At 67.3% G+C, this 17,839-nt stretch carries 15 protein-coding genes and 2 pseudogenes; 4 read left to right on the top strand and 13 right to left on the bottom strand.

The genetic code is table 11. The features are described 5' to 3' along the window. Window positions 1–112 precede the first annotated feature (112 nt). Window positions 113–604 (top strand): flavodoxin family protein, encoded by a 492-nt coding sequence (locus ACT2FV_RS15450; RefSeq protein ID WP_444504247.1) that lies wholly within the window; start codon window positions 113–115, stop codon window positions 602–604. 177 nt (window positions 605–781) lie between these two features. Here ACT2FV_RS15450 and ACT2FV_RS15445 read toward each other — a convergent pair whose 3' ends face one another. Both ACT2FV_RS15445 and ACT2FV_RS15440 read right to left on the bottom strand, forming a co-directional pair. Then, window positions 782–1,873 carry an IS630 family transposase gene (locus tag ACT2FV_RS15445; RefSeq protein ID WP_444503777.1) on the bottom strand — a complete coding sequence of 364 codons (1,092 nt, stop codon included), beginning with the start codon at window positions 1,871–1,873 and terminating at the stop codon, window positions 782–784. Window positions 1,874–1,944: 71 nt separating this feature from the next. Further along, window positions 1,945–2,040, bottom strand: a pseudogene (locus tag ACT2FV_RS15440) (DUF2889 domain-containing protein); the annotation flags it as partial. A gap of 568 nt (window positions 2,041–2,608) precedes the next feature. Here ACT2FV_RS15440 and ACT2FV_RS15435 point away from each other — a divergent pair. Then, window positions 2,609–3,265 (top strand): ProQ/FinO family protein, encoded by a 657-nt coding sequence (locus ACT2FV_RS15435; protein WP_059600773.1) that lies wholly within the window; start codon window positions 2,609–2,611, stop codon window positions 3,263–3,265. Window positions 3,266–4,059: 794 nt separating this feature from the next. Further along, entirely contained in the window at window positions 4,060–5,121 is a 1,062-nt protein-coding gene (locus tag ACT2FV_RS15430; RefSeq protein WP_444504246.1) for a DMT family transporter, read from the top strand. Between the two features lie 129 nt (window positions 5,122–5,250). Here ACT2FV_RS15430 and ACT2FV_RS15425 read toward each other — a convergent pair whose 3' ends face one another. The 9 genes and pseudogenes from ACT2FV_RS15425 to ACT2FV_RS15385 all read right to left on the bottom strand — a co-directional run bounded on the left by ACT2FV_RS15425 (window position 5,251) and on the right by ACT2FV_RS15385 (window position 14,583). Further along, window positions 5,251–5,616: a bleomycin resistance protein gene (locus ACT2FV_RS15425; protein WP_124904329.1), complete on the bottom strand. Its 366-nt coding sequence runs from the start codon at window positions 5,614–5,616 to the stop codon at window positions 5,251–5,253. 118 nt (window positions 5,617–5,734) lie between these two features. Then, on the bottom strand, window positions 5,735–6,325 hold the full coding sequence (locus tag ACT2FV_RS15420) for a nitrogen fixation protein NifQ (protein WP_444504245.1): 591 nt from the start codon (window positions 6,323–6,325) through the stop codon (window positions 5,735–5,737). An 85-nt stretch (window positions 6,326–6,410) separates the two neighbouring features. Further along, entirely contained in the window at window positions 6,411–6,836 is a 426-nt protein-coding gene (locus tag ACT2FV_RS15415) for a TOBE domain-containing protein (RefSeq protein ID WP_444504244.1), read from the bottom strand. A 175-nt stretch (window positions 6,837–7,011) separates the two neighbouring features. After that, window positions 7,012–8,511, bottom strand: coding sequence for an efflux transporter outer membrane subunit (locus tag ACT2FV_RS15410; protein WP_444504243.1), 1,500 nt, complete (start codon window positions 8,509–8,511; stop codon window positions 7,012–7,014). Then, complete coding sequence (locus tag ACT2FV_RS15405; RefSeq protein ID WP_444504242.1) at window positions 8,508–9,479, bottom strand: efflux RND transporter periplasmic adaptor subunit; 972 nt, start codon at window positions 9,477–9,479, stop codon at window positions 8,508–8,510. Before ACT2FV_RS15405 ends, ACT2FV_RS15410 begins: the two co-directional genes overlap by 4 nt. A 2-nt stretch (window positions 9,480–9,481) precedes the next feature. Continuing rightward, window positions 9,482–9,694, bottom strand: coding sequence for a DUF1656 domain-containing protein (locus ACT2FV_RS15400; RefSeq protein ID WP_044849171.1), 213 nt, complete (start codon window positions 9,692–9,694; stop codon window positions 9,482–9,484). A 34-nt stretch (window positions 9,695–9,728) separates the two neighbouring features. Next, on the bottom strand, window positions 9,729–11,879 hold the full coding sequence (locus ACT2FV_RS15395; protein ID WP_226116981.1) for an FUSC family protein: 2,151 nt from the start codon (window positions 11,877–11,879) through the stop codon (window positions 9,729–9,731). Continuing rightward, window positions 11,876–12,355, bottom strand: a complete 480-nt coding sequence (locus ACT2FV_RS15390) for a MarR family winged helix-turn-helix transcriptional regulator (protein ID WP_059600755.1) — start codon at window positions 12,353–12,355, stop codon at window positions 11,876–11,878. Before ACT2FV_RS15390 ends, ACT2FV_RS15395 begins: the two co-directional genes overlap by 4 nt. 519 nt (window positions 12,356–12,874) lie before the next feature. Beyond that, window positions 12,875–14,583: pseudogene (locus tag ACT2FV_RS15385) on the bottom strand (dihydroxyacetone kinase family protein). Between the two features lie 336 nt (window positions 14,584–14,919). Between ACT2FV_RS15385 and ACT2FV_RS15380 the strand changes: the two are divergent. Next, window positions 14,920–16,116, top strand: coding sequence for a collagen-like triple helix repeat-containing protein (locus ACT2FV_RS15380; protein ID WP_226116977.1), 1,197 nt, complete (start codon window positions 14,920–14,922; stop codon window positions 16,114–16,116). A 165-nt stretch (window positions 16,117–16,281) separates the two neighbouring features. Here the strand turns inward: ACT2FV_RS15380 and ACT2FV_RS15375 are convergent, their stop codons facing one another. Together ACT2FV_RS15375 and ACT2FV_RS15370 are read right to left on the bottom strand one after the other, a co-directional pair. Further along, complete coding sequence (locus ACT2FV_RS15375; RefSeq protein WP_444504241.1) at window positions 16,282–17,406, bottom strand: sigma-54 interaction domain-containing protein; 1,125 nt, start codon at window positions 17,404–17,406, stop codon at window positions 16,282–16,284. Window positions 17,407–17,491: 85 nt separating this feature from the next. Further along, window positions 17,492–17,773 (bottom strand): hypothetical protein, encoded by a 282-nt coding sequence (locus ACT2FV_RS15370; RefSeq protein WP_444504240.1) that lies wholly within the window; start codon window positions 17,771–17,773, stop codon window positions 17,492–17,494. Between the last annotated feature and the right edge of the window lie 66 nt (window positions 17,774–17,839).

Raw genomic sequence — 17,839 nt, 5'->3', positions numbered from 1 at the left:
GCCATTCGACAACCAGCGGACGCAGGCACTGATACGCACGTCGACGTAGCCGGATTGAGCCGTACCGGCGCGTGCGGCAGGTGCAAATGAAACCGAACGTGAGCGAAAACCGATGAAGACGCTGTTGATCGTCTATCACACGATGACCGGAGGCACGCAGCAGATGGCCGAAGCGGCTGCGGATGCCGCGCGCGAGCAATCCGGCGTCGACGTCAGATTGCAGCGTGCGGATGCGACCAGCGCGGACGACGTACTCGCCGCCGACGCCTATCTGTTCGCTACGCCGGAAAATCTCGCCGCGATGTCCGGGCTGATGAAGGACTTCTTCGATCGCTGTTACTACGCTGCGCTCGATCGCGTGAACGGCCGCCCCTACGCGGCGATGATCTGTGCTGGCAGCGACGGTCAGAACGCGCTGCGTCAGATCGACCGGATCGCGACCGGATGGCGGCTCAGGAACGTGGTGCCGGGCCTGATCGTCTGCACCCGTGCGCAAACGCCGGAGCGGATCCTCGCGCCGAAGACGATTGGCAGCGAGGATCTCGCGCGCTGCGCGGAGGTCGGCGCGGGGCTCGCTGCGGGCCTTGCACTCGGCGTGTTCTGATTGCCGGCGATCAAGCCAGCCGAAGCGGAGCCGCGGCCGCGCGCAACGACCGGAGCGCGACGCCTGCCGTGCGTTGCCCGATTGCAGCGAATGCCGGCAACGCGCAATTTTCGCGAGACACCGCTCGTGCGAATTGCATCCCCGTTTGCGGCAGCGGCACCATGGAATGTCGGTGCCCTAGTGTCCTGTTCCGCTGATTCGCGAGCAAAGTCGATGCAGCTTTTCGAGGATGGAATCGGCTGACGCGGTCCAGACGAACGGTTTGCAGTTTTCGTTGTAGTGGGAAACGAATTGATCGATTCGCTTGACCAGTTGTTTGACCGAGCCGAACGAGCCTCTACGGATCGCTTTGTCGGTGATCAGCGCAAAGAAGCGTTCGACCTGGTTGAGCCACGAACTGTAGGTGGGAATGAAATGCATATGCCAGCGGGGGTGTGCCGCCAGCCACGCCTTGACCTTCGGATGCTTGTGACTGCCGTAGTTGTCGACGATGCAGTGCACGTCGAGTTCGGCTGGCACGGCCTTGTCGATTTCGCGCAGAAACGACAGGAATTCCTGATGTCGATGACGCGGCTTGCAGGTAGCGAGCACGGCGCCATTGAGCACATTCAGGGCGGCAAACAGCGTCGTGGTGCCATGACGGACGTAATCGTGAGTGACGCCTTCAACGTAGCCGAAACCCATCGGCAGCATGGGTTGCGTGCGCTCGAGCGCCTGACATTGGCTCTTCTCGTCCACGCACAGCACCAGAGCGTTCTCCGGCGGACTGAGGTACAAGCCGACCACATCGCGCAGTTTCTCGATGAAGAACTGATCGGTCGAGAGCTTGAAGCTTTCACTTCGATGCGGCTGCAGACCCAGCAGTTTGAAGTAACGGTGCACGCTCGTCGGCGAGATGGCGGTTTCGGCGGCAATCGTGCGCACGCTCCAGTGAGTGGATCCATCTGCCGGCTTCGTGTGCAGGGTCTTGTGAATCAGTTGGGCCAGCCGTTCGTCGTCGATGGTGCGTGGCTTGCCGGGACGTACTTCGTCATAGAGTCCGTTGATTCGCTGATCCAGAAACCGCAGACGCCACTTGCCCACCGTGGCACGCGTGAGTTGCAGGCGTTGCGCGATCGCGCTATTGGGCTCGCCGTCAGCCGCCGCCAGCACGATGCGCGCCCGCGAGACCAGCGCAGCCGAAATCGAGCGAGAGCGCGCTATCGACATCAGTTGCGAACGCTCGTCTTCGCTCAGCACCAGTTCCGCCTTCGGTCGTCCCATCACCATGCTGACGTCTCCCGTTCCGTTGACGTCAACATGCTACGTGAACATAGACCAGTTAACAACGGAACGGGACACTAGTTGGCCTTTGTCGACACTGGCGGCTGATGGTATTCGGGCCACAGGCTTTTCACGAGATCGCGTGAAGCGCCGTACGCATGGCAGCTGTCGAGCCAGCCCATACTGCTCACTTTCCGATGCCGTCGTACGCTCGACGATCGATGCGGGCGCAACTAATAGCGTGGCGGCAGAGATCGATGCACACTCGCCACGCCGCACGGATCGTATGCGAAAGCCCGGTCTTCCGGACGATGCGAGTCGGCAGAATTTGGCGTCTTCGCTATCCGTACCATCGCTCGCCATTTCGGACTGTGGAGTAACCGATGCGTCGCGTGACCGGCGCACTGAAGCCGAGAGTACCGGAAACGACACTACGTAACGCGAGTGTCGATCTACCGAGAAAACGCCGCCATAATGCGCAACACGACCGCGCGGACGCATTCTCGTTCCACCGGATCCGTCAAATGCGAACCGGTGAGTCAACCGGCGGCCGCGGGTACCGGTATACTTCCACTCCTGCCTTTGTCCGGCATCGTGGCCGGGTGCCTGAAACAGTGGTGGTGGCGATGCGGCCCCGCAATGATCCGCGTCGGTGGCAGACGCGCCGCAGGCGATGCGGCGAACGCCGATGTGCGGAATGGCTGCACGAACCACACCTTATATTCCTGGTGGATTGAATTTATGGGTTTTGAACAACTTGCCGAATTGCGGGCGCAGCTCGCAGCAAAGGCCAAGCAGGAGCGCAACGCGAAGCGACCGGCTACGCAACCGGACGCAGGCGCGAAGCCGAAATCCGGCGACCGGCCAGCTCGGGGGGCCAAATCGGGTGCCGGGGCGAAAGCGTCGTCCGGCGCGAAGCCCGCTTCGGCGAAGCCGTCGACGCCGGTCGATCCGGTCATCGTTGCGATCGGCAAACTGCAGCGCCGGTTCCCGCGCGCGTTCCCGAAGAATCCGGCTCCGAAGGTGCCGCTGAAGGTCGGTATCTGGGACGACCTCGCTCGCGAGGCGCAAGCCGTCGGCCTGAGCGAGGCCGAGCTGCGCGAGGCGATGTCCACGTGGTGCCGCGGCAATCGTTACTGGTCGTGTCTCGTCGAAGACGCGGTGCGGGTCGATCTGCAAGGTAACGAAGCGGGGCGCGTGACGCACGACGACGCGGCGCGTGCGCGCCGGCTGAAGTCGCGCCGTCCGGGCAACAAGGGTGGCGCGCAAGCGGCGAAGGGCGCACCGCAGCAGCCGAAGGTGGAAGCGCAGGCCGCCGCCGCGCCGCAGCAGGCGACCGCGGAAGCACCGGAAGACGCAGCACCGCAGCCCGAGCAGCAAACGGCCGCGAGCGAGTAACGCGCGATGTGTCGCCGCGCGACCGCGCGGTGACGGCCTGCCTGCGCCGCGCATGCAGCGCATCACATCACATGACAGACCGACCTGTCCTCCGGGGCAGGTCGGGACTGCCGCCGCTGGCGGCACAGCCAGTCAGCCTCACCCAATCCTCATCGAACTGCCAAGTGACCCGACGACGAAAGCGTGTCGGCGGACGCCGTGTGCGTGCGCAAGCTATCTGTCACACCGGGCAAGCATGGCGAGGCGACGGGATATCGATCAGGGGCGGCGTGCATCATGAAAACGCGGTGGCGCCGCAACCCGGCGAACGTTGCGTAGACGGGCGTCGCGCGCGGCTGCGCATCGATGCTTGCGGACAGACGGCCGACGCGTGTGTCATCGTGTTGGTGCCCCACGTCCATCCACATAAGTTTCGTCACAATAATTCGTTTTCCTAATGTAATCGGATTTCAGACGAAAACCGGATTCGCCCCTACGCGAATTTCTCGCACGTGAGCCGCTGTCAAACGTGAAGTGCGGCCGTATTCGACAGACCACGGGGTGATGTCCGGACGCACCGCACGGTCGCCCGTCCGTCAGTTGGCGACCCGTGACACACGCGCGATAATCTCCCCAGCGCGAATCGTCGGGCCGACACGTTACCGGCAACGCATGACGAGACAGATACATCAAAGCCAGCGCAACTCGCCCGACATTCCCCGAAATTGAATGGCACCTGGCGAACCGTACGCGCCACTGCATCACACGAAGCTTGCCGATTCCATACGCACAACGCTCCACGCAAAGACCGCATCATGAACCCGAGACATTCCGCGATCCTCGTCGCACTCACCGCCGCCGCGCTGTTCGGCGCCGCGACGCCGCTAGCCAAGGCACTGATCGGCGCGATGTCGCCGTTCATGGTCGCCGGCCTGTTCTATCTCGGCAGCGGGATCGGTCTCGGCGTCGGGATCCTGCTGCGCGGGTTGCACCGCCGCCGCGCGCCGGCCGAGAACGCCGCGCCGCTGCAACGCTCGGATCTGCCGTGGCTCGCCGGCGCGATCGCGGCCGGCGGTGTCGCGGGCCCGGCGCTGCTGATGCTCGGGCTGTCGAGCACACCGGCTGCGACGAGTGCGTTGTTGCTCAATCTCGAAGGCGTGCTGACGGCGATCATCGCGTGGGTCGTGTTTCGCGAGAACGTGGATCTTGAGGTGTTTCTCGGCATGGTAGCGATCGTCGCCGGCGGCACGCTGCTGTCGTGGGGCCCGGGGCGCGCGGGCGTGCCGATTGGCGCGTTGCTGATTGCCGGCGCATGCCTGTGCTGGGCGATCGACAACAACCTGACCCGCAAGGTCGCCGCGAATGATGCGATGGTCATCGCGTGCGCGAAAGGCCTGGTCGCCGGGCCCGTGAACATCGGCATTGCGCTCGCGACCGGCGCGGCGCTGCCCGCCATTCCGGCCGCGGCCGCCGCGATGCTGACCGGCCTCGGCGGCTACGGGATCAGTCTCGTGTTGTTCGTCGTGGCGCTGCGCCATCTCGGCAGCGCGCGCACGGGTGCGTATTTTTCGGTGGCGCCGCTGTTCGGCGTCGTGCTGTCGCTGCTGATCTGGCCGGCTCTGCCGTCCGTCACGTTCTGGATCGCGGCCGCGTTGATGGCGCTCGGCATCTGGTTGCACGTGCGTGAACGGCACGAACACGAGCACGCGCATGAACGACTCGAGCATACGCACCGGCATCGGCACGACGAACATCATCAGCACACGCACGATTTTCCGTACGATGGCGATGCACCGCACACGCATCCGCACGTGCACCTGCCGATCACGCACAGTCACGCGCATTTCCCGGACATTCACCACCGCCATCGGCACTGATTTGCGCGGCAAAGCAGAATGACGCGCGCTGCGTGCAATGCGCATCGCAAAGGTACCGGTTTATGGGGACGTTATTGGGTGCCCGCGGCGCCGCGTCGGCGTTGCTCGATGCGGCCGGCCGGTCGCGACTCAGTCTTCCGTCTGAATCAATCGGATCAATGACCCGTCCGGGTCGATCAACGCGCCGACGGTACCGCCCCATCCTTCGCGCTTCGGTCGATGCGCGCGTGGACAGCCGGTCGTCTGCTCCGGAATGCCGGCGGCGAGTACCTCGTCGAAAAACGCACCGACGTCAGCGAGCCGGAAACAGCAACTGAACCAGCTCGTGGCCGGATCGAGACCGGGATGCGGAAAGAATTCCAGCAGCAGATCGCCGCGTCTGAGGATCATCCAGCCATCGTCGCGCCAGGTTTCGACGAACCCGAGCTTCGCGTAGAACAGCGACGTGGCTTCGAAATCGCGCGACGGCAGATTGGGACTCGCAAAGTCGGTCAAGGCTGTTTCTCCAATGAGCGTTGCGGTCGAACGAACGCGTGGGAAAATGCGCGGACGGATGGCGCGCATCATCGGTCAAACGATGCGCACCGGCAAGCCGCGCAGGCCGCGGTCGCGATTATCGTCCCGGGGGAAAGCAGAATTCGAAATCCTCGCAGCCCGGGCATCCGGGCGCGGGCCCGGGCTGGAGGCCAAGCGATGCGGCCACTTCCTGGGCGAGGAATTTCTTCCAGCGCAGCTGCGCGACATTGCGTGCGGCAAACGCGGGGAAATAGCGATCGAGCATCGCGGTGACCGCGTCGCGTCCGTCAAGACCAAGATCGCGCCACAGGTGATCGGGGCGCAGGCACGCATACGCGATGATTGCAGCGACGCAGTCGGCATCGCCGTGCGCGACGGCGGGATGCGCATCCCGCATCAGCAGCGCGTGCAGCGTCGCGACGAACCGCGCGTGCACGGCCGGCAGCGGTGCGATCGTGAGCACCGGCACGAACGCGGCCGCATCGGTGGAATTCAGGTGCGGAAACTGGCGCTCAAGCAGGCCGCTCAACCGGGCGGGAGACAGGCCGAGCAGCACGAGCTCATTGCGGCATGCACGTGTCGCAATGAGCTCACCGAACAGACTTGCATCCGGGGAATCGGCGTCGGCCGCGCCGGACAGCAGCGCTTGCAATATGCGCCGATGCGCATGCTCGAGCGCAGACGTCATCGTATGCGCTTGCAAGCCGGCCGCGCGTTGCGCGCCCCCCGGGCGCGGCGAATGGCGGGACGTCGTTGCACGATCGACCGGGCGATCACTCGACCCCGACGATCACGCTCGACGCCTTGAAGAGCGCGGACGCGGCCTTGCCGCTTGCGAGGCCGAGACGATCGACGCTGTCGTTGGTGACGATCGCGACGATCTCCGCACCACCTGCGGCCTTGATCACGACTTCCGAATTGACCGCGCCCTTCGCGATCGACGACACGGTGCCCGCGACACAGTTTCGCGCCGACACCTTGCTGCTGTCGACGTCGACCATCACGATCACCGACGATGCCTTGACGAGCGCGAAGGCCTTCGCGCCGGTCGCGAGACCGAGCGATGCTACGCTTCCGTGCGTGATCACGGCGACGATGTCGAGGCCGTCCTCGGTACGCAGCGTGATTTCGTCGTTGACGGCACCGGGCTTGACGGCGCTGATCTGGCCGGCGAATTGATTGCGGGCGCTGGTGCGCATGATGACTCTCCGGGAAAGGGCCGCCCGGCGGGCGGCGAGCGAATGGCGGAAACCGCGGACGAGTTTACCGGCAATGCAGGTGAAGCGCGACGTCGGCATCGGCATACTGGACATGCGAAACCGCGCACGATGCTGCGCGACAACAGGCATTTCGCGTACGCCGCCCCGCGCGCGCTTACTTTACAGCGGCCGACGCGGCAGCCGGCGCCCCCGCCGCCAAGGTCTGCTGCGCCGCAGCGGCCGTTCCATCGCCTTCCCATCCGCCGCCGAGCGCGAGGAACAACTTCACCTGGTCGGCGGCGACCTGGCCTTCGGCTGCGGCGACCTGTGCACGCACGCTCGTCAGCGTGCGCGTCGCATCGAGATCCGAAATGAACGACTCGCGGCCGGCGGCATACAGCCGGTGCGTTTCGTCAGCGGAACTACGCGCCGATTCGTAGGCCGTGCGCAGCGCATCGGTGCGTTGCACGTCGGCCGCATAGGCCGCGAGGCTCGACTGCGTTTCGCGCAGCGCGTTCAGCACGACGCCGTCGAAGTGCGCGAGCGCGCCGCCGGTCGCCGCTTCCGCTTCGCGCACGCGCGCGCGCTGGCCGTTGATCGGGAACGACCAGCTGATCAGCGGTCCGAACGACCAGCGATTCGTGGTGGAAGAGAACAGGTCGGCGGCGACGCCGACCGAACCGGCGGACGCGCCGATGCTGATCGACGGATACAGCGCGGCGGTCGCGACGCCGATCCGCGCGGTCGAGGCGGCGAGCTGACGCTCGGCTTCGCGAACGTCGGGACGGCGGCGCAGCAGCGCGGCACCGTCACCGATCGGAATCGGCTGGCGCAGCTTCGGCAGGCGCTCGCATTCGGCGACCCGCTTCGGCAGGTCGGCGGGCGAACGCGCGAGCAGCGCGGCGAGCTGGTATTGCGCGATCTTGCGGCGGCCTTCGAAGCGCGGGATGTCGGCCGCGAGCGTGCGCACCTGCGTGACGCCGCGCGTGACGTCGGTCTGGTTGCCGCGTCCCGCATCGCGCAGGCGCTGCGACAGCTTCACGCGCTGCTGCTGCAGTGCGAGCGACTGCTTCGCGATCGCGAGTTCGTCGCCGGCGGAGCACGATTCGACGTACGCACGCACGACGTCCGCGACGACGGTGATGCGCGCGAGGTCGGCGGCCGCTTGCACGGCTTCGCTGTCCGCGCGCGCGGCCTCGACGCCGCGCCGCAGCTTGCCGAACAGATCGAGCTCGTATGACACGCTGATGCCGACCGCGCCTTCGTTCACGACCGGCAGCTTGTTTTCGAGCAGATATTGCTCGGCCGATTCCTGCGCACGCTGCACGGCTGCTTCCGCGCTGCCGGAGAAGCCGCCTTGCTCGTTCGCGACTTCCAGCGCTGCGCGCGAACGCGCGAGGTTGGCCGCGGCGACGCGCAGGTCGGTGTTCGATTTCAGCGCACTGCGCACGAGTTCATCGAGCACGGGATCGTCGTACAGCTGCCACCAGTTGCCGGGCACCGCATCGCGCGACACGAGCGTGCCGTTCGCGTCGTCGAGCGCGTGGTTCGCGAGCGGCGCATTCACGTATGCCTGCTGCGGCAGTTTATAGTCGGGGCCGACGGATTTGCACGCGCCGAGTGCGAGCGCGAGCGGCGCGAGTACCGCCGCGAGGCGCAAGCCGTGCCGGTTCATTGCGATGCTCCCGTCGCGCTGACGGCCGCGTGTGCGGATGCCGCAGGCGGCATGGCTGCCGCGGAGGCACCGGCGGCCGGCTTCGCATTGTCGTCGCGGCGCGTGTGGGTGCGCACCGCGACGGTCGCGGTGCGACCGGCGATCATCCGGAAGTCGTCTGGCACCTCGTCGAGCACGACGCGCACCGGCACGCGCTGCGCGAGCCGCACCCAGCTGAATGCGGGGTTCACGTTCGGCAGCAGGTTCGCGCCTTGCGTGCGGTCGCGATCCTCGATCGCGGCGACGATGCTCTGTACATGGCCACGCAGCGGATGCGGCTCGCCCATCACGACAATGTCGACCGGCTGGCCGATTTGGATGCCGCGCAGCTTGGTTTCCTCGAAGTAGCCGTCAACGCGGAACGAGTTGCGGTCGACAACAGACAGCACCGCGCGGCCAGCCGGCACGTATTCGCCGACGCGCGGCGCGCGGTCGTTCAGGTAGCCGTCGACGGGGCTCACGATCGTCGTGCGCTGCAGATTGAGCTTCGCGGTGTCGAGCGACACCTGTGCATCGGCGGCGGCGGCTTCGCCTTGCTCGACGCGCGTGCGGCTTTCCTCGACCTGCTCGCTGGCGACCAGGTTGCCGAGCTGCAGGTTGCGCGCATATTCGCGCTTTGCCTGAGCGAGCGTCGCACGGCGTTGCGCGAGCGTCGCTTCGGCCAGCCGCTCCGCGAGCGTGTAGCGGGCCTGGTCGATCACGAACAGCACCTGGCCGCGCTTCACCTCCTGGTTGTCGGCGACCTGCACCGCGGTGATGAGCCCCGACACGTCGGGCGCGACCTGGATCACGTCGGCGCGCACGTGGCCATCGCGTGTCCACGGCGAGAACATGTAGTAGTTGATGATCCGCCACAGTACGAGGGCGGCCACGACGACGACGATCAGGGTGAGCAGGATCTGCCCTGCCGAGAGCCAGGTTTTTTTCATGGTTAGCTAGCCACGAGATGGTGAGACACGATGACGACCGCGGCAAGCACGAACACGTAGATGCCGAGGTCGAAGATCGAACGGTGCCAGACGAGGCGGTAAAAGCCGACGCGTTCGAGCAGCGCGCGCACGACGATGTTGATCAGATAGGCAATCAGCATCAGCACGAGCGGAGCCGGCACGAATACGCCGAAGATGTCGATTTCGCCGATCATGGTCGCGGTCGGAAAGACAGGTTGGAAAGCGGGATCATGCGCGTGCTCCGTCCGGTGCGGCATGCGGCGGCTGCGCGGACGCGGCCGGGTACAGCGACAGGCGCAGGCCGACGAGCGCGTGCAGCGTATCGCGCAGCCGGCGGTGTGTCGCGGGCGTGGGCGCCGTTGCGGGAGCGTCGTGCGTCGTGCCGTCGCCCGCCGATGCGGCCGACGAGCCGGGCAGGTTGCGGCCGGCCACGCGCTGCAGCGCGTCGTCGATCAAGGCGAGCAGCGCCGGCGGTGCAGGCTGTCGCGCATTCGCCGCCGCGCAGCGCGCGTAGTGATCGGTGACGCCGGCCAGCACGCGGTCGATCGCCTCGGGCACGTCGCCTGTCAGCTTTCGGCGCGAGCGGCGCAGGTCGAGCGCGTTCAGCGCGATGCGCAGGTCGCGGAAGCTCTCGATCGACGGATGGCGGTGGTCGTCCGACGCACCGAGGCGCGGCAGCAGCTGTGTGACGCGATCGAGCATGCGCGATGCGTGGTTGCGCTGGTCGTCGAGCGGCTGTGTCGACGCGGAGCGCGCGACGTCTTCCCAGCCCGAACGCAGCAGGCGCCGCACCGCGAGCTCCGCGCCGAACGGACGCGTCGCGCGCGTCCACACGTACGCGAACAGCAGCCCGGCGACGCCCGCGAGGTTGCTGTTCAGGAACACGAAGAAATCGGCATCGTACGCGCTCTGGATGCTGATGAAGGTGGCGGTGTTCACCGCGACGAGCATCGTCACCATGTTGAACTGCGGGCGCGGCAGCAGCGTGCCGATCAGGATGAACGGCCCCGCGAACATCAGCACGAGCATCGGGAAGTCGTGCACGTGCGGCAGCACGACGAACAGGTACAACCCGGCGAACACGACGCTCGCGGCCGTCGACAGAAAGAACTTGAACACCAGCGGCGCGGGTTCGTCGAGCGCGGCGAAGAAGCTGCACGACACGGCCACGAGCGTGACTGCCGCGGCACCGTCGTGCCAGCCTGACGAGATCCAAAGCGAGCATGCGAACACGATCGCGAGCACGACGGTGAGCGTCGAGAACAGCATCATCCCGCGATCGAAGAAGCGCTCGGTGCCGCCGAGCCGCCAGTGTCGGTAACGCGGCTGCCAGACACCCGACTCATTCGCGATCAGCGCGCGCAGCGAGCGGCAGTCCTGCCAGATGTCGATGACCTGATGCAGCCGCCACAGCGCGTTCGACAGCAGCGCACCGTCCCAGCTCGCGAGCGCGCTGTCGGACGGCTGCAGCGACGCGATGCGCTCGCGCAGATTGTCCGCGACCGGATCGTGGGCCACATCGCCGTCGGTGCCGACCTTCACGGCCGGCAACGGCGCGTCGAACCACTTTGCCGCGTCGGCGAGCAGCGCGTCGAGTGCCGGTGGTCGCACGTGCAGGTCGCGCATCAGCGCGATCAGCGGATCGGCGAGCGAGGACATCAGCGGCAGGAACAGCTGCATGCGGCCCGCGAGCGCTTGCGCACGAGCGAGCACGCGCGGGTGCGCATGGTCGTAGCTCAGCTGGCTCAAGAGGAATTCGAGGCCGGTGATGGTCGCGGCGAGGCGTTGCCTGCATGCCGACAGCGCCTTGCCCGCGATGTGCCCCGACAGCGTCTCGCGGCCGTAGAACGCGGCGTCCTTGAACCATGCGTCGGTGCGCTCGATCAGCGTGGGCGCGAGCCGGTTCGGGAACACGGCGCTGCCGACCACGCTCGCGCACACGATGCCGAGCACGATTTCCTCGGTCCGCGCGATCGCGACGTCGAAGATCGTCGACGGATCGGTCACTGTCGGCAGCGCGACCAGCGGCATCGTATAGCCGGCGAGCATGAACACGTAGCTGCGCGCAGTGCGGTCGGAGATCGCGAGGTAGAGCAGCGTGCCGCACCACGTCGCGACGATGATGCTGAACAGGAACGGCGTCTCGACGAACGGCGGCACGAACAGGATCGCGGCGGCCGCGCCGAGCGCGGTGCCGAGCGCGCGATACAGCGCCTTCGAGCGCGTGGCGCCGACGAACGGGTTCGACACGATGTAGACGCTCGCCATTGCCCAGTAAGGGCGCGGCAGCTGGAAATACAGGCCGAGGTACAACGCCAGCATCGACGCGGCGAACGTCTTGCCCGAGAACAGCCAGTCGCGAAGGCTCGGATAGGTCATGACGCGGAATCGGCGGGGTGAGACGGACGCGATGCCGGATGCTGCGCATCGGCCGCGTTGAACGCATTCAGCACGCGCAGCGTCGCTTCGAGATCGGCACGCGTGACACCCTTGAGCACCTGGGCGCGCAGCATGCGCAGGTCTTCCTCCATCTTCGCGGTGACCGCGCGGCCGGCAGCCGTCAGCGAGATCGTCTTCGCGCGGCGGTCGTGCGGATCCTCGTCGCGGCGAGCGAGGCCGGCCGCGCACAGCTGGTCGAGCAGGCGCACGAGCGACGGCCCCTCGATACCGACATGTTCGGCGAGCGTGCCCTGGCGCACGCCTTCGCCGAGGCGGCCGGCAATCAGCAACGGCGTCGCGCACGCTTCGGACACGTTGTACGCCGTCAACACGGTGTCGCTCGTGCGGCGCCATTTGCGCGCGGTGAGCACCAGCAGGCTGCTGACGGCGAGGCGGAGGTCGTGCAGGTTGGTCATGGGCGAGATGATAGGGGCAAAAACATTCGATAGCAAACTATCGTTTGTGTCATCCGCATGTCATGCCGCACGCCGGGGCGCCGATCTGCAACGAGCAATTTAGGCGGTCGATCCGGGGATGGTCAAGTTGTCAGATTGCAAGCGTGCGGCGGATTCTTATGCATCGCCTGCAACCCGGCTCGAACGTTGCGATCGTACGTGGCGGGTTGGCTGTCGGCTCAGGGTTGTAGGGACGTTGTAAGCCCGATGCGATCCTGGATGACCACGCACCGGCCACGCCGACCGACCGGATCGCGCCACGCGCGCCGCACCTCCTGGTTCCGCACACGATTGCACTCTTTCTGAGCGACCATCTGGAAGCAACGACGGAGACATCGAGATGGGACGGACCGAGGTATCGGCGCGCTGGCACGACACGATCGGCCCGGTGCACGGCATCGAGTCGAAATACAAGCGGCTCGTGTGTATATCTCGCATGAGGGCGTGCGCGCGTTGGCTCGCGCAGCCCTCGACCGCTGTTTAGCGCACGTGCGGCAACAACGCGCGCAGCCAGCATGCGACCGCCACCGCGCCGCCATCCAGCGTGCCGATCGCGCGTTCGCCGAGATAGCTCGCACGCCCCGCGCGCGGCGTCATGCCGGCGTTCGTTGCGCGCCGTGTTCGGCCGCCTCGATGGCTTGCGCCAATGCGCCAGCTGGGTCGCGATCATGATCGAGCGCGCGATCGAACGCATCGGCGGCCGGCACCAGCGCATCGAGCATCGTCCGATCGCCGGCACGTGCGCCGCCCAGTTCGGAGATCGCATCCGCCGCGCTGCGCAATGCCGCAGCCCAGTCGCGTGCCGACGGTGCGGCGGTATCCGCAGCATCGGCGAGCCGCCGCGACGCGCGCAGCAGCGCGGTCGCATAGAACGGCCCCGAACTGCCCGCGATCGCGCGGCGCAACGCGGTGCCCAGCGCCGCGAGCGTGCCGGCCGGCGTGCCGTATGCGGCTTCCGGCAACGCGAGGATCGCCTGCGCGGCGCGATGCATGCTCGCGCCGAGATCGCCGTCGCCGGCGGCCGTGTCGAGTTCCGTCAGCGTGGCTTCGTTGTCGATCAACGCTTGCGCGATCGCGTGCAGCGCCGGCTGCAGCCGCGCCGCCCACGCGTGGCCGGCCGCATCGAGCGGCGGCAGCGGCTGGTCGGGCGCGGCAGCCGCGGCCACCCGGATCTGCGCGTTGACGGTGCCGCCGCCGGGCCATGCGCGCGCGTGCGTCGGCGCGTCGAGCAGGGCCACGCGTTCGTCGTTCAGCCGCAGCAGCGAGATCGAGCAACCGGGCATGTTCAGCGCCGACAGGAACGTGCCGCCCCATGCCCGCGCGACGGTGATGCCGCGCCGGCTCAGGTTGTCGTACGCGGCGCGCAGCACGATCGCCAGTTCCATGTCCGGCGTCGCGCCGAGACCGTTGACGAGCAGCGCGACTCGTTCGCCGTGATCGAGCACGAGGTCGGCGACGATACTCGACAGCAGCGTCTCGACCAACGCGTCGGCCGCCTGTGGCGCGGTGCGTTCGACGCCTTTCTCGCCGTGGATGCCGAGGCCGAGTTCGATCTCGTGATCGGCGAGGCTGAATCCCGACTTGTCGGCGCCGGGGATCGTGCAGCCGTCGAGCGCGACGCCCATCGTGCCGAGTTCGGCCGCCGCGTCGCGCGCGATTACCGCGACGCGGGCAAGCGGCAACCCGCGCGCGGCGGCCGCGCCGGCCAGCTTGTGGATCAGCACGGTGCCCGCGATTCCGCGTCGCTGCCCGCGCTCGACGCGGCCGCGCAGCGACACGTCGTCGGCGACGATAACGGTCTCCACCGGAATGCCCTCGGCGCGCGCGAGTTCGGCGGCCAGCCCGAAATTGAGGCGATCGCCCGTGTAGTTCTTCACGACGAGCAGCGCGCCGTTCGGGCCGGCGCACGCGCGGATCGCGGCGAGCACGGCGTCGGTCGGGGGCGACGTAAACACCTCGCCGCAGACGGCCGCGCTCAGCATCCCTTCGCCGACATAGCCGCCGTGCGCGGGCTCGTGACCGCTACCGCCGCCGGATACGATCGCGACGGGGCGCTGCGACGGCTCGGGCAGCGGCTGGCGCACGAGCACGTGCTCGTCGCCGAGGATCGCGACATGCGGCGATTGCCGCGCGATGCCTTCGAGCATTTCGCGCACGACAGCGGACGGGTGGTTCACGAGCTTTTTCATGGCAACGGGTTCCTGACGGTGGGCCGAGGCCCGGCGGCACGCATGCGGTGCCGTCGGTTTTCGTACTGTGAATGGTAGGCGCCGCGCCGAATGCGGCGTGCCGCGGCCGGCGTTACGTAACATCGAAGCATTCGTAGCACGAATGTAACGAAAACAGAGCCGCTCATGGGCCAGAAATGTATCGATCGTGATCGCGGGCAGGCGCTTGCACGGGCGCGCGGATGCTGGCGTGGCGGCGGGACGGCCCGTTCGATTGGCGCCAATGGCATGGAAAATGCTGTTTCTCCTCCGGTCCTCAATCGAACATTCCATCGCCCGGACCGCGAGGAGACCACCATGTATCGAACCCGCATTGTCACGTCCACGGCGTTGCTCGCCGCCGCCGGCATGCTGGCCGCCTGTGGCGGCACCGACGTCGCCGCGCCGTCGAGCGCGGCCGCGAGCACCGGCGGCGCAACCATCGGCGGCAATACGCCCGGCAGCAACACCCCCGACGGGGGTTGGGGCACCAGCGGCGCCCCCGGCACGCGCGGCGTCGTGAGTACCGCGGGCGCGCTCGCGGCCGGCGTCGGCTCGACCGTCAGCGCGATGTCGTTACCGGTACTCGGGAATACCGTGACGCGCAGCGCAGGCGACACGATCTCGAGCGTCAGTACGATTTCCCGCGCCGCGGCCGATGCGCTCAGCGACGGGCTCGGCAAGATCGGTTCGACGCCCAACCCGGTCGGTACGACGGTCGCCGGCCTCGGCGACGTCGTCGGCGCAACGGCGAATCCGGTTGCGGGCCTCGCGCAGACCGTCCGCGCGCTCGGCTCGGGGCCGCTGGCGCCGCTCGCGCCGGTGACGACACCCGTCGGCGCGGTGCTCGACACCGTGGCCGGCGGACTCGGCGCGGCGGGCAACACGGTCGGCGCGACGCTGGCATCGGGTGCCGTGCAGCAGGTCACGCAGCCGCTCAGTTCGGCCGTCACACCGCTGGTCATCACGGCCGGTCAGGCGACGCAACAGATTGGCGCGACCACGGGCCTCGGGCAGCCGGTGGCCGGCTTGCTCGGGCAGGTCGGCAGCGCGCTGGCGACGACGGGCTCGCGGATGGGATCCGTTTCGTCACAGCCAGCCGTCGGCTCGGTGGGGGCGCTCGTCGGCGCGATCGGCAATACCGTCACGAACGCGGGTGGACTCGTGAACTACAACGGTCCGAACGGCGTTGCACCGATTCCCGGGCTGATCGTGAGTCTCGCGGGCGCTTCCGTCGCCACCGTGCAGAACGGCCCGTCGAACGGTTCGAGCCCGTCCGGCCCGCTCGGCGGCTTGCTGTCGGGGCTCGGCTCGACGCCGCTCGGGTCGCTGACCGGTGCGCTCGGCGGCACGAACGGTGCCGGCGCGGCGAGCCCGCTGGCGCCGGTGACGAATCTCGTGTCGACGGTCACCGGCACGCTCGGTGGCGCGGCGGGCGGAGCGGGTTCCTCGGCGAATCCGCTCGCCCCCGTTACATCGTTGCTCGGCGGCGTGACGGGCGGCGTCGGGAAATAGTGGCGTACCGCACGGCGAGCGGCTGGACCACGCGCTGCTCGCCGTTGCGGAGGCGAGTCGCGCATCGGCTTCGCCAGCTCATGCCGGCGATGAATTGCGACGTGCCGAAGCGTCCGCCGCCCGCATTGCTGACTCGCGGCACCGCATGCAGCCGCGCGATCGCGCTTACTTGACTGCCGCGATCACCTTCGCGCGAATCAGCCGCGCACGCAACACGTTCCGGCTGATGCCGAGCAGTCGCGCGGCCTGGATCTGGTTGCGGTGACTGAAATCGAACGCGACCCGCATCACGGTATCCTCGATGCGTTCGAACAGGTTCGCGTGCGCCTCGTCGAACAGCGCGCACAGTGCCAGTTCGAGCGCATCCTGAGCGGGCACGCGGCCCGCCGCTTCCCGCACGCCGGCAGCCACGGCCGGCACGCATGACGACGACAGGTTCAGGTCGGTGTCGTGCAGCGCATCGTGGCGGCTCACCAGCAGCGCGTGATGGATCACGTTCTCCAGTTCGCGGATATTGCCGGGCCACGAATGTGCTTCGAGCCGCCGCGCCGCGCGCGGGTCGATGCTGCGCGGCCCATGGCCGAGGCGGCTGCGGTATTCGTCGAAGAAGTGGCGCGCGAGCGGCAGGATGTCGCCCGGCCGTTCGCGCAACCTCGGCACGTCGAGACGCACGACGTTGAGCCGGTAGAACAGGTCGCCGCGAAACCGTCCGTCCACCACCGCCTGCTGCAGGTCGACGTTGGTCGCGGCCACCACGCGCACGTCGATCGAAATGCCCGTGCGCGAGCCGAGCCGCACGACCTCGCGCTCCTGCAGCACGCGCAGCAGCTTGACCTGCATCGACAGCGGCAGGTCGCCGATTTCGTCGAGAAACAGCGTGCCGCCGTTCGCGGCTTCGAACCAGCCGGGCTTCGCGCCGACCGCGCCCGTGAATGCGCCTTTCTCATGACCGAACAGTTCGCTGTCGACGAGCGTGTCGGACAGCGCGCCGCAGTTCACGGCGACGAACGGGCCGCCGCAACGATGACTGCCGTCGCGCACCTGGCGCGCGATCAACTCCTTGCCGGTGCCGGTCTCGCCGACGATCAGCACGTTTGCGTCGCTCGGCGCGACGAGCCGCACGCGTTCGAGCAGCGCGAGCGAACGCGGGTCGACGAACACGGGCGCGCGGGCGCGGGCCCGCACATGGTGCGTGGAGCGCTCGAGAACGGGCGCGCCGCGCGATTCGTCCGGCTGCGCGGCGACGACACGAAGATTGACAGGACGCGGCGTTGCAAACAGGGAGGTCATGGCGATGAAGGCGTGAGTCGATCGAACGGTTTGAACCAGCGTCGACTGGCGCCGCGGTCCGGTTGCTGCCTGGTCATCAGAGTGTTCAGTGTTTTGGGCCGGACGGGAAACATCGATTTCTGATAACGAAAGCCGGATTGCTGTGCAGGATGAAACGGTGTCCGATCGCAGCGGTCCGACGAACGAAGGGCGCGAAACTGCTGATTGAGCAGCAGCGCATCAGCAAAGGTGTTTCCGCCGGTTCATCGCGCAATGGAATATCGATGCGATGCGATTGGTGAAACGCTTTCCATGGCTGGCTATTTGCCCGCGTAAGCCTTGCCCGATGGGCGATTGAATAAAACTTCGTGATGCAGATGATCTCCACGATCGCGCATCCGTCGAGAATGGCACGCTCCTTGCGAACCCCACACCGTATCGGCGCGGCAACGCG

This window comes from Burkholderia sp. PR2 (assembly GCF_052372875.1).
GTDB classification, from domain to species: domain Bacteria; phylum Pseudomonadota; class Gammaproteobacteria; order Burkholderiales; family Burkholderiaceae; genus Burkholderia; species Burkholderia diffusa.
The sequence above is the reverse complement of the archived record's forward strand: the minus strand, read 5'-3'. Positions and strand labels throughout refer to the sequence as shown.

Bases quoted from the DNA above. Each gene is read 5' to 3' on its own strand.
- ACT2FV_RS15415 (WP_444504244.1), bottom strand. From the start codon at position 6,836: ATGCGCACCAGCGCCCGCAATCAATTCGCCGGCCAGATCAGCGCCGTC.
- ACT2FV_RS15435 (WP_059600773.1), top strand. From the start codon at position 2,609: ATGGGTTTTGAACAACTTGCCGAATTGCGGGCGCAGCTCGCAGCAAAG.
- ACT2FV_RS15405 (WP_444504242.1), bottom strand. From the start codon at position 9,479: ATGAAAAAAACCTGGCTCTCGGCAGGGCAGATCCTGCTCACCCTGATC.
- ACT2FV_RS15390 (WP_059600755.1), bottom strand. From the start codon at position 12,355: ATGACCAACCTGCACGACCTCCGCCTCGCCGTCAGCAGCCTGCTGGTG.
- ACT2FV_RS15450 (WP_444504247.1), top strand. From the start codon at position 113: ATGAAGACGCTGTTGATCGTCTATCACACGATGACCGGAGGCACGCAG.
- ACT2FV_RS15420 (WP_444504245.1), bottom strand. From the start codon at position 6,325: ATGACGTCTGCGCTCGAGCATGCGCATCGGCGCATATTGCAAGCGCTG.
- ACT2FV_RS15430 (WP_444504246.1), top strand. From the start codon at position 4,060: ATGAACCCGAGACATTCCGCGATCCTCGTCGCACTCACCGCCGCCGCG.
- ACT2FV_RS15375 (WP_444504241.1), bottom strand. From the start codon at position 17,406: ATGACCTCCCTGTTTGCAACGCCGCGTCCTGTCAATCTTCGTGTCGTC.
- ACT2FV_RS15445 (WP_444503777.1), bottom strand. From the start codon at position 1,873: ATGGTGATGGGACGACCGAAGGCGGAACTGGTGCTGAGCGAAGACGAG.
- ACT2FV_RS15400 (WP_044849171.1), bottom strand. From the start codon at position 9,694: ATGATCGGCGAAATCGACATCTTCGGCGTATTCGTGCCGGCTCCGCTC.
- ACT2FV_RS15395 (WP_226116981.1), bottom strand. From the start codon at position 11,879: ATGACCTATCCGAGCCTTCGCGACTGGCTGTTCTCGGGCAAGACGTTC.
- ACT2FV_RS15380 (WP_226116977.1), top strand. From the start codon at position 14,920: ATGTATCGAACCCGCATTGTCACGTCCACGGCGTTGCTCGCCGCCGCC.
- ACT2FV_RS15410 (WP_444504243.1), bottom strand. From the start codon at position 8,511: ATGAACCGGCACGGCTTGCGCCTCGCGGCGGTACTCGCGCCGCTCGCG.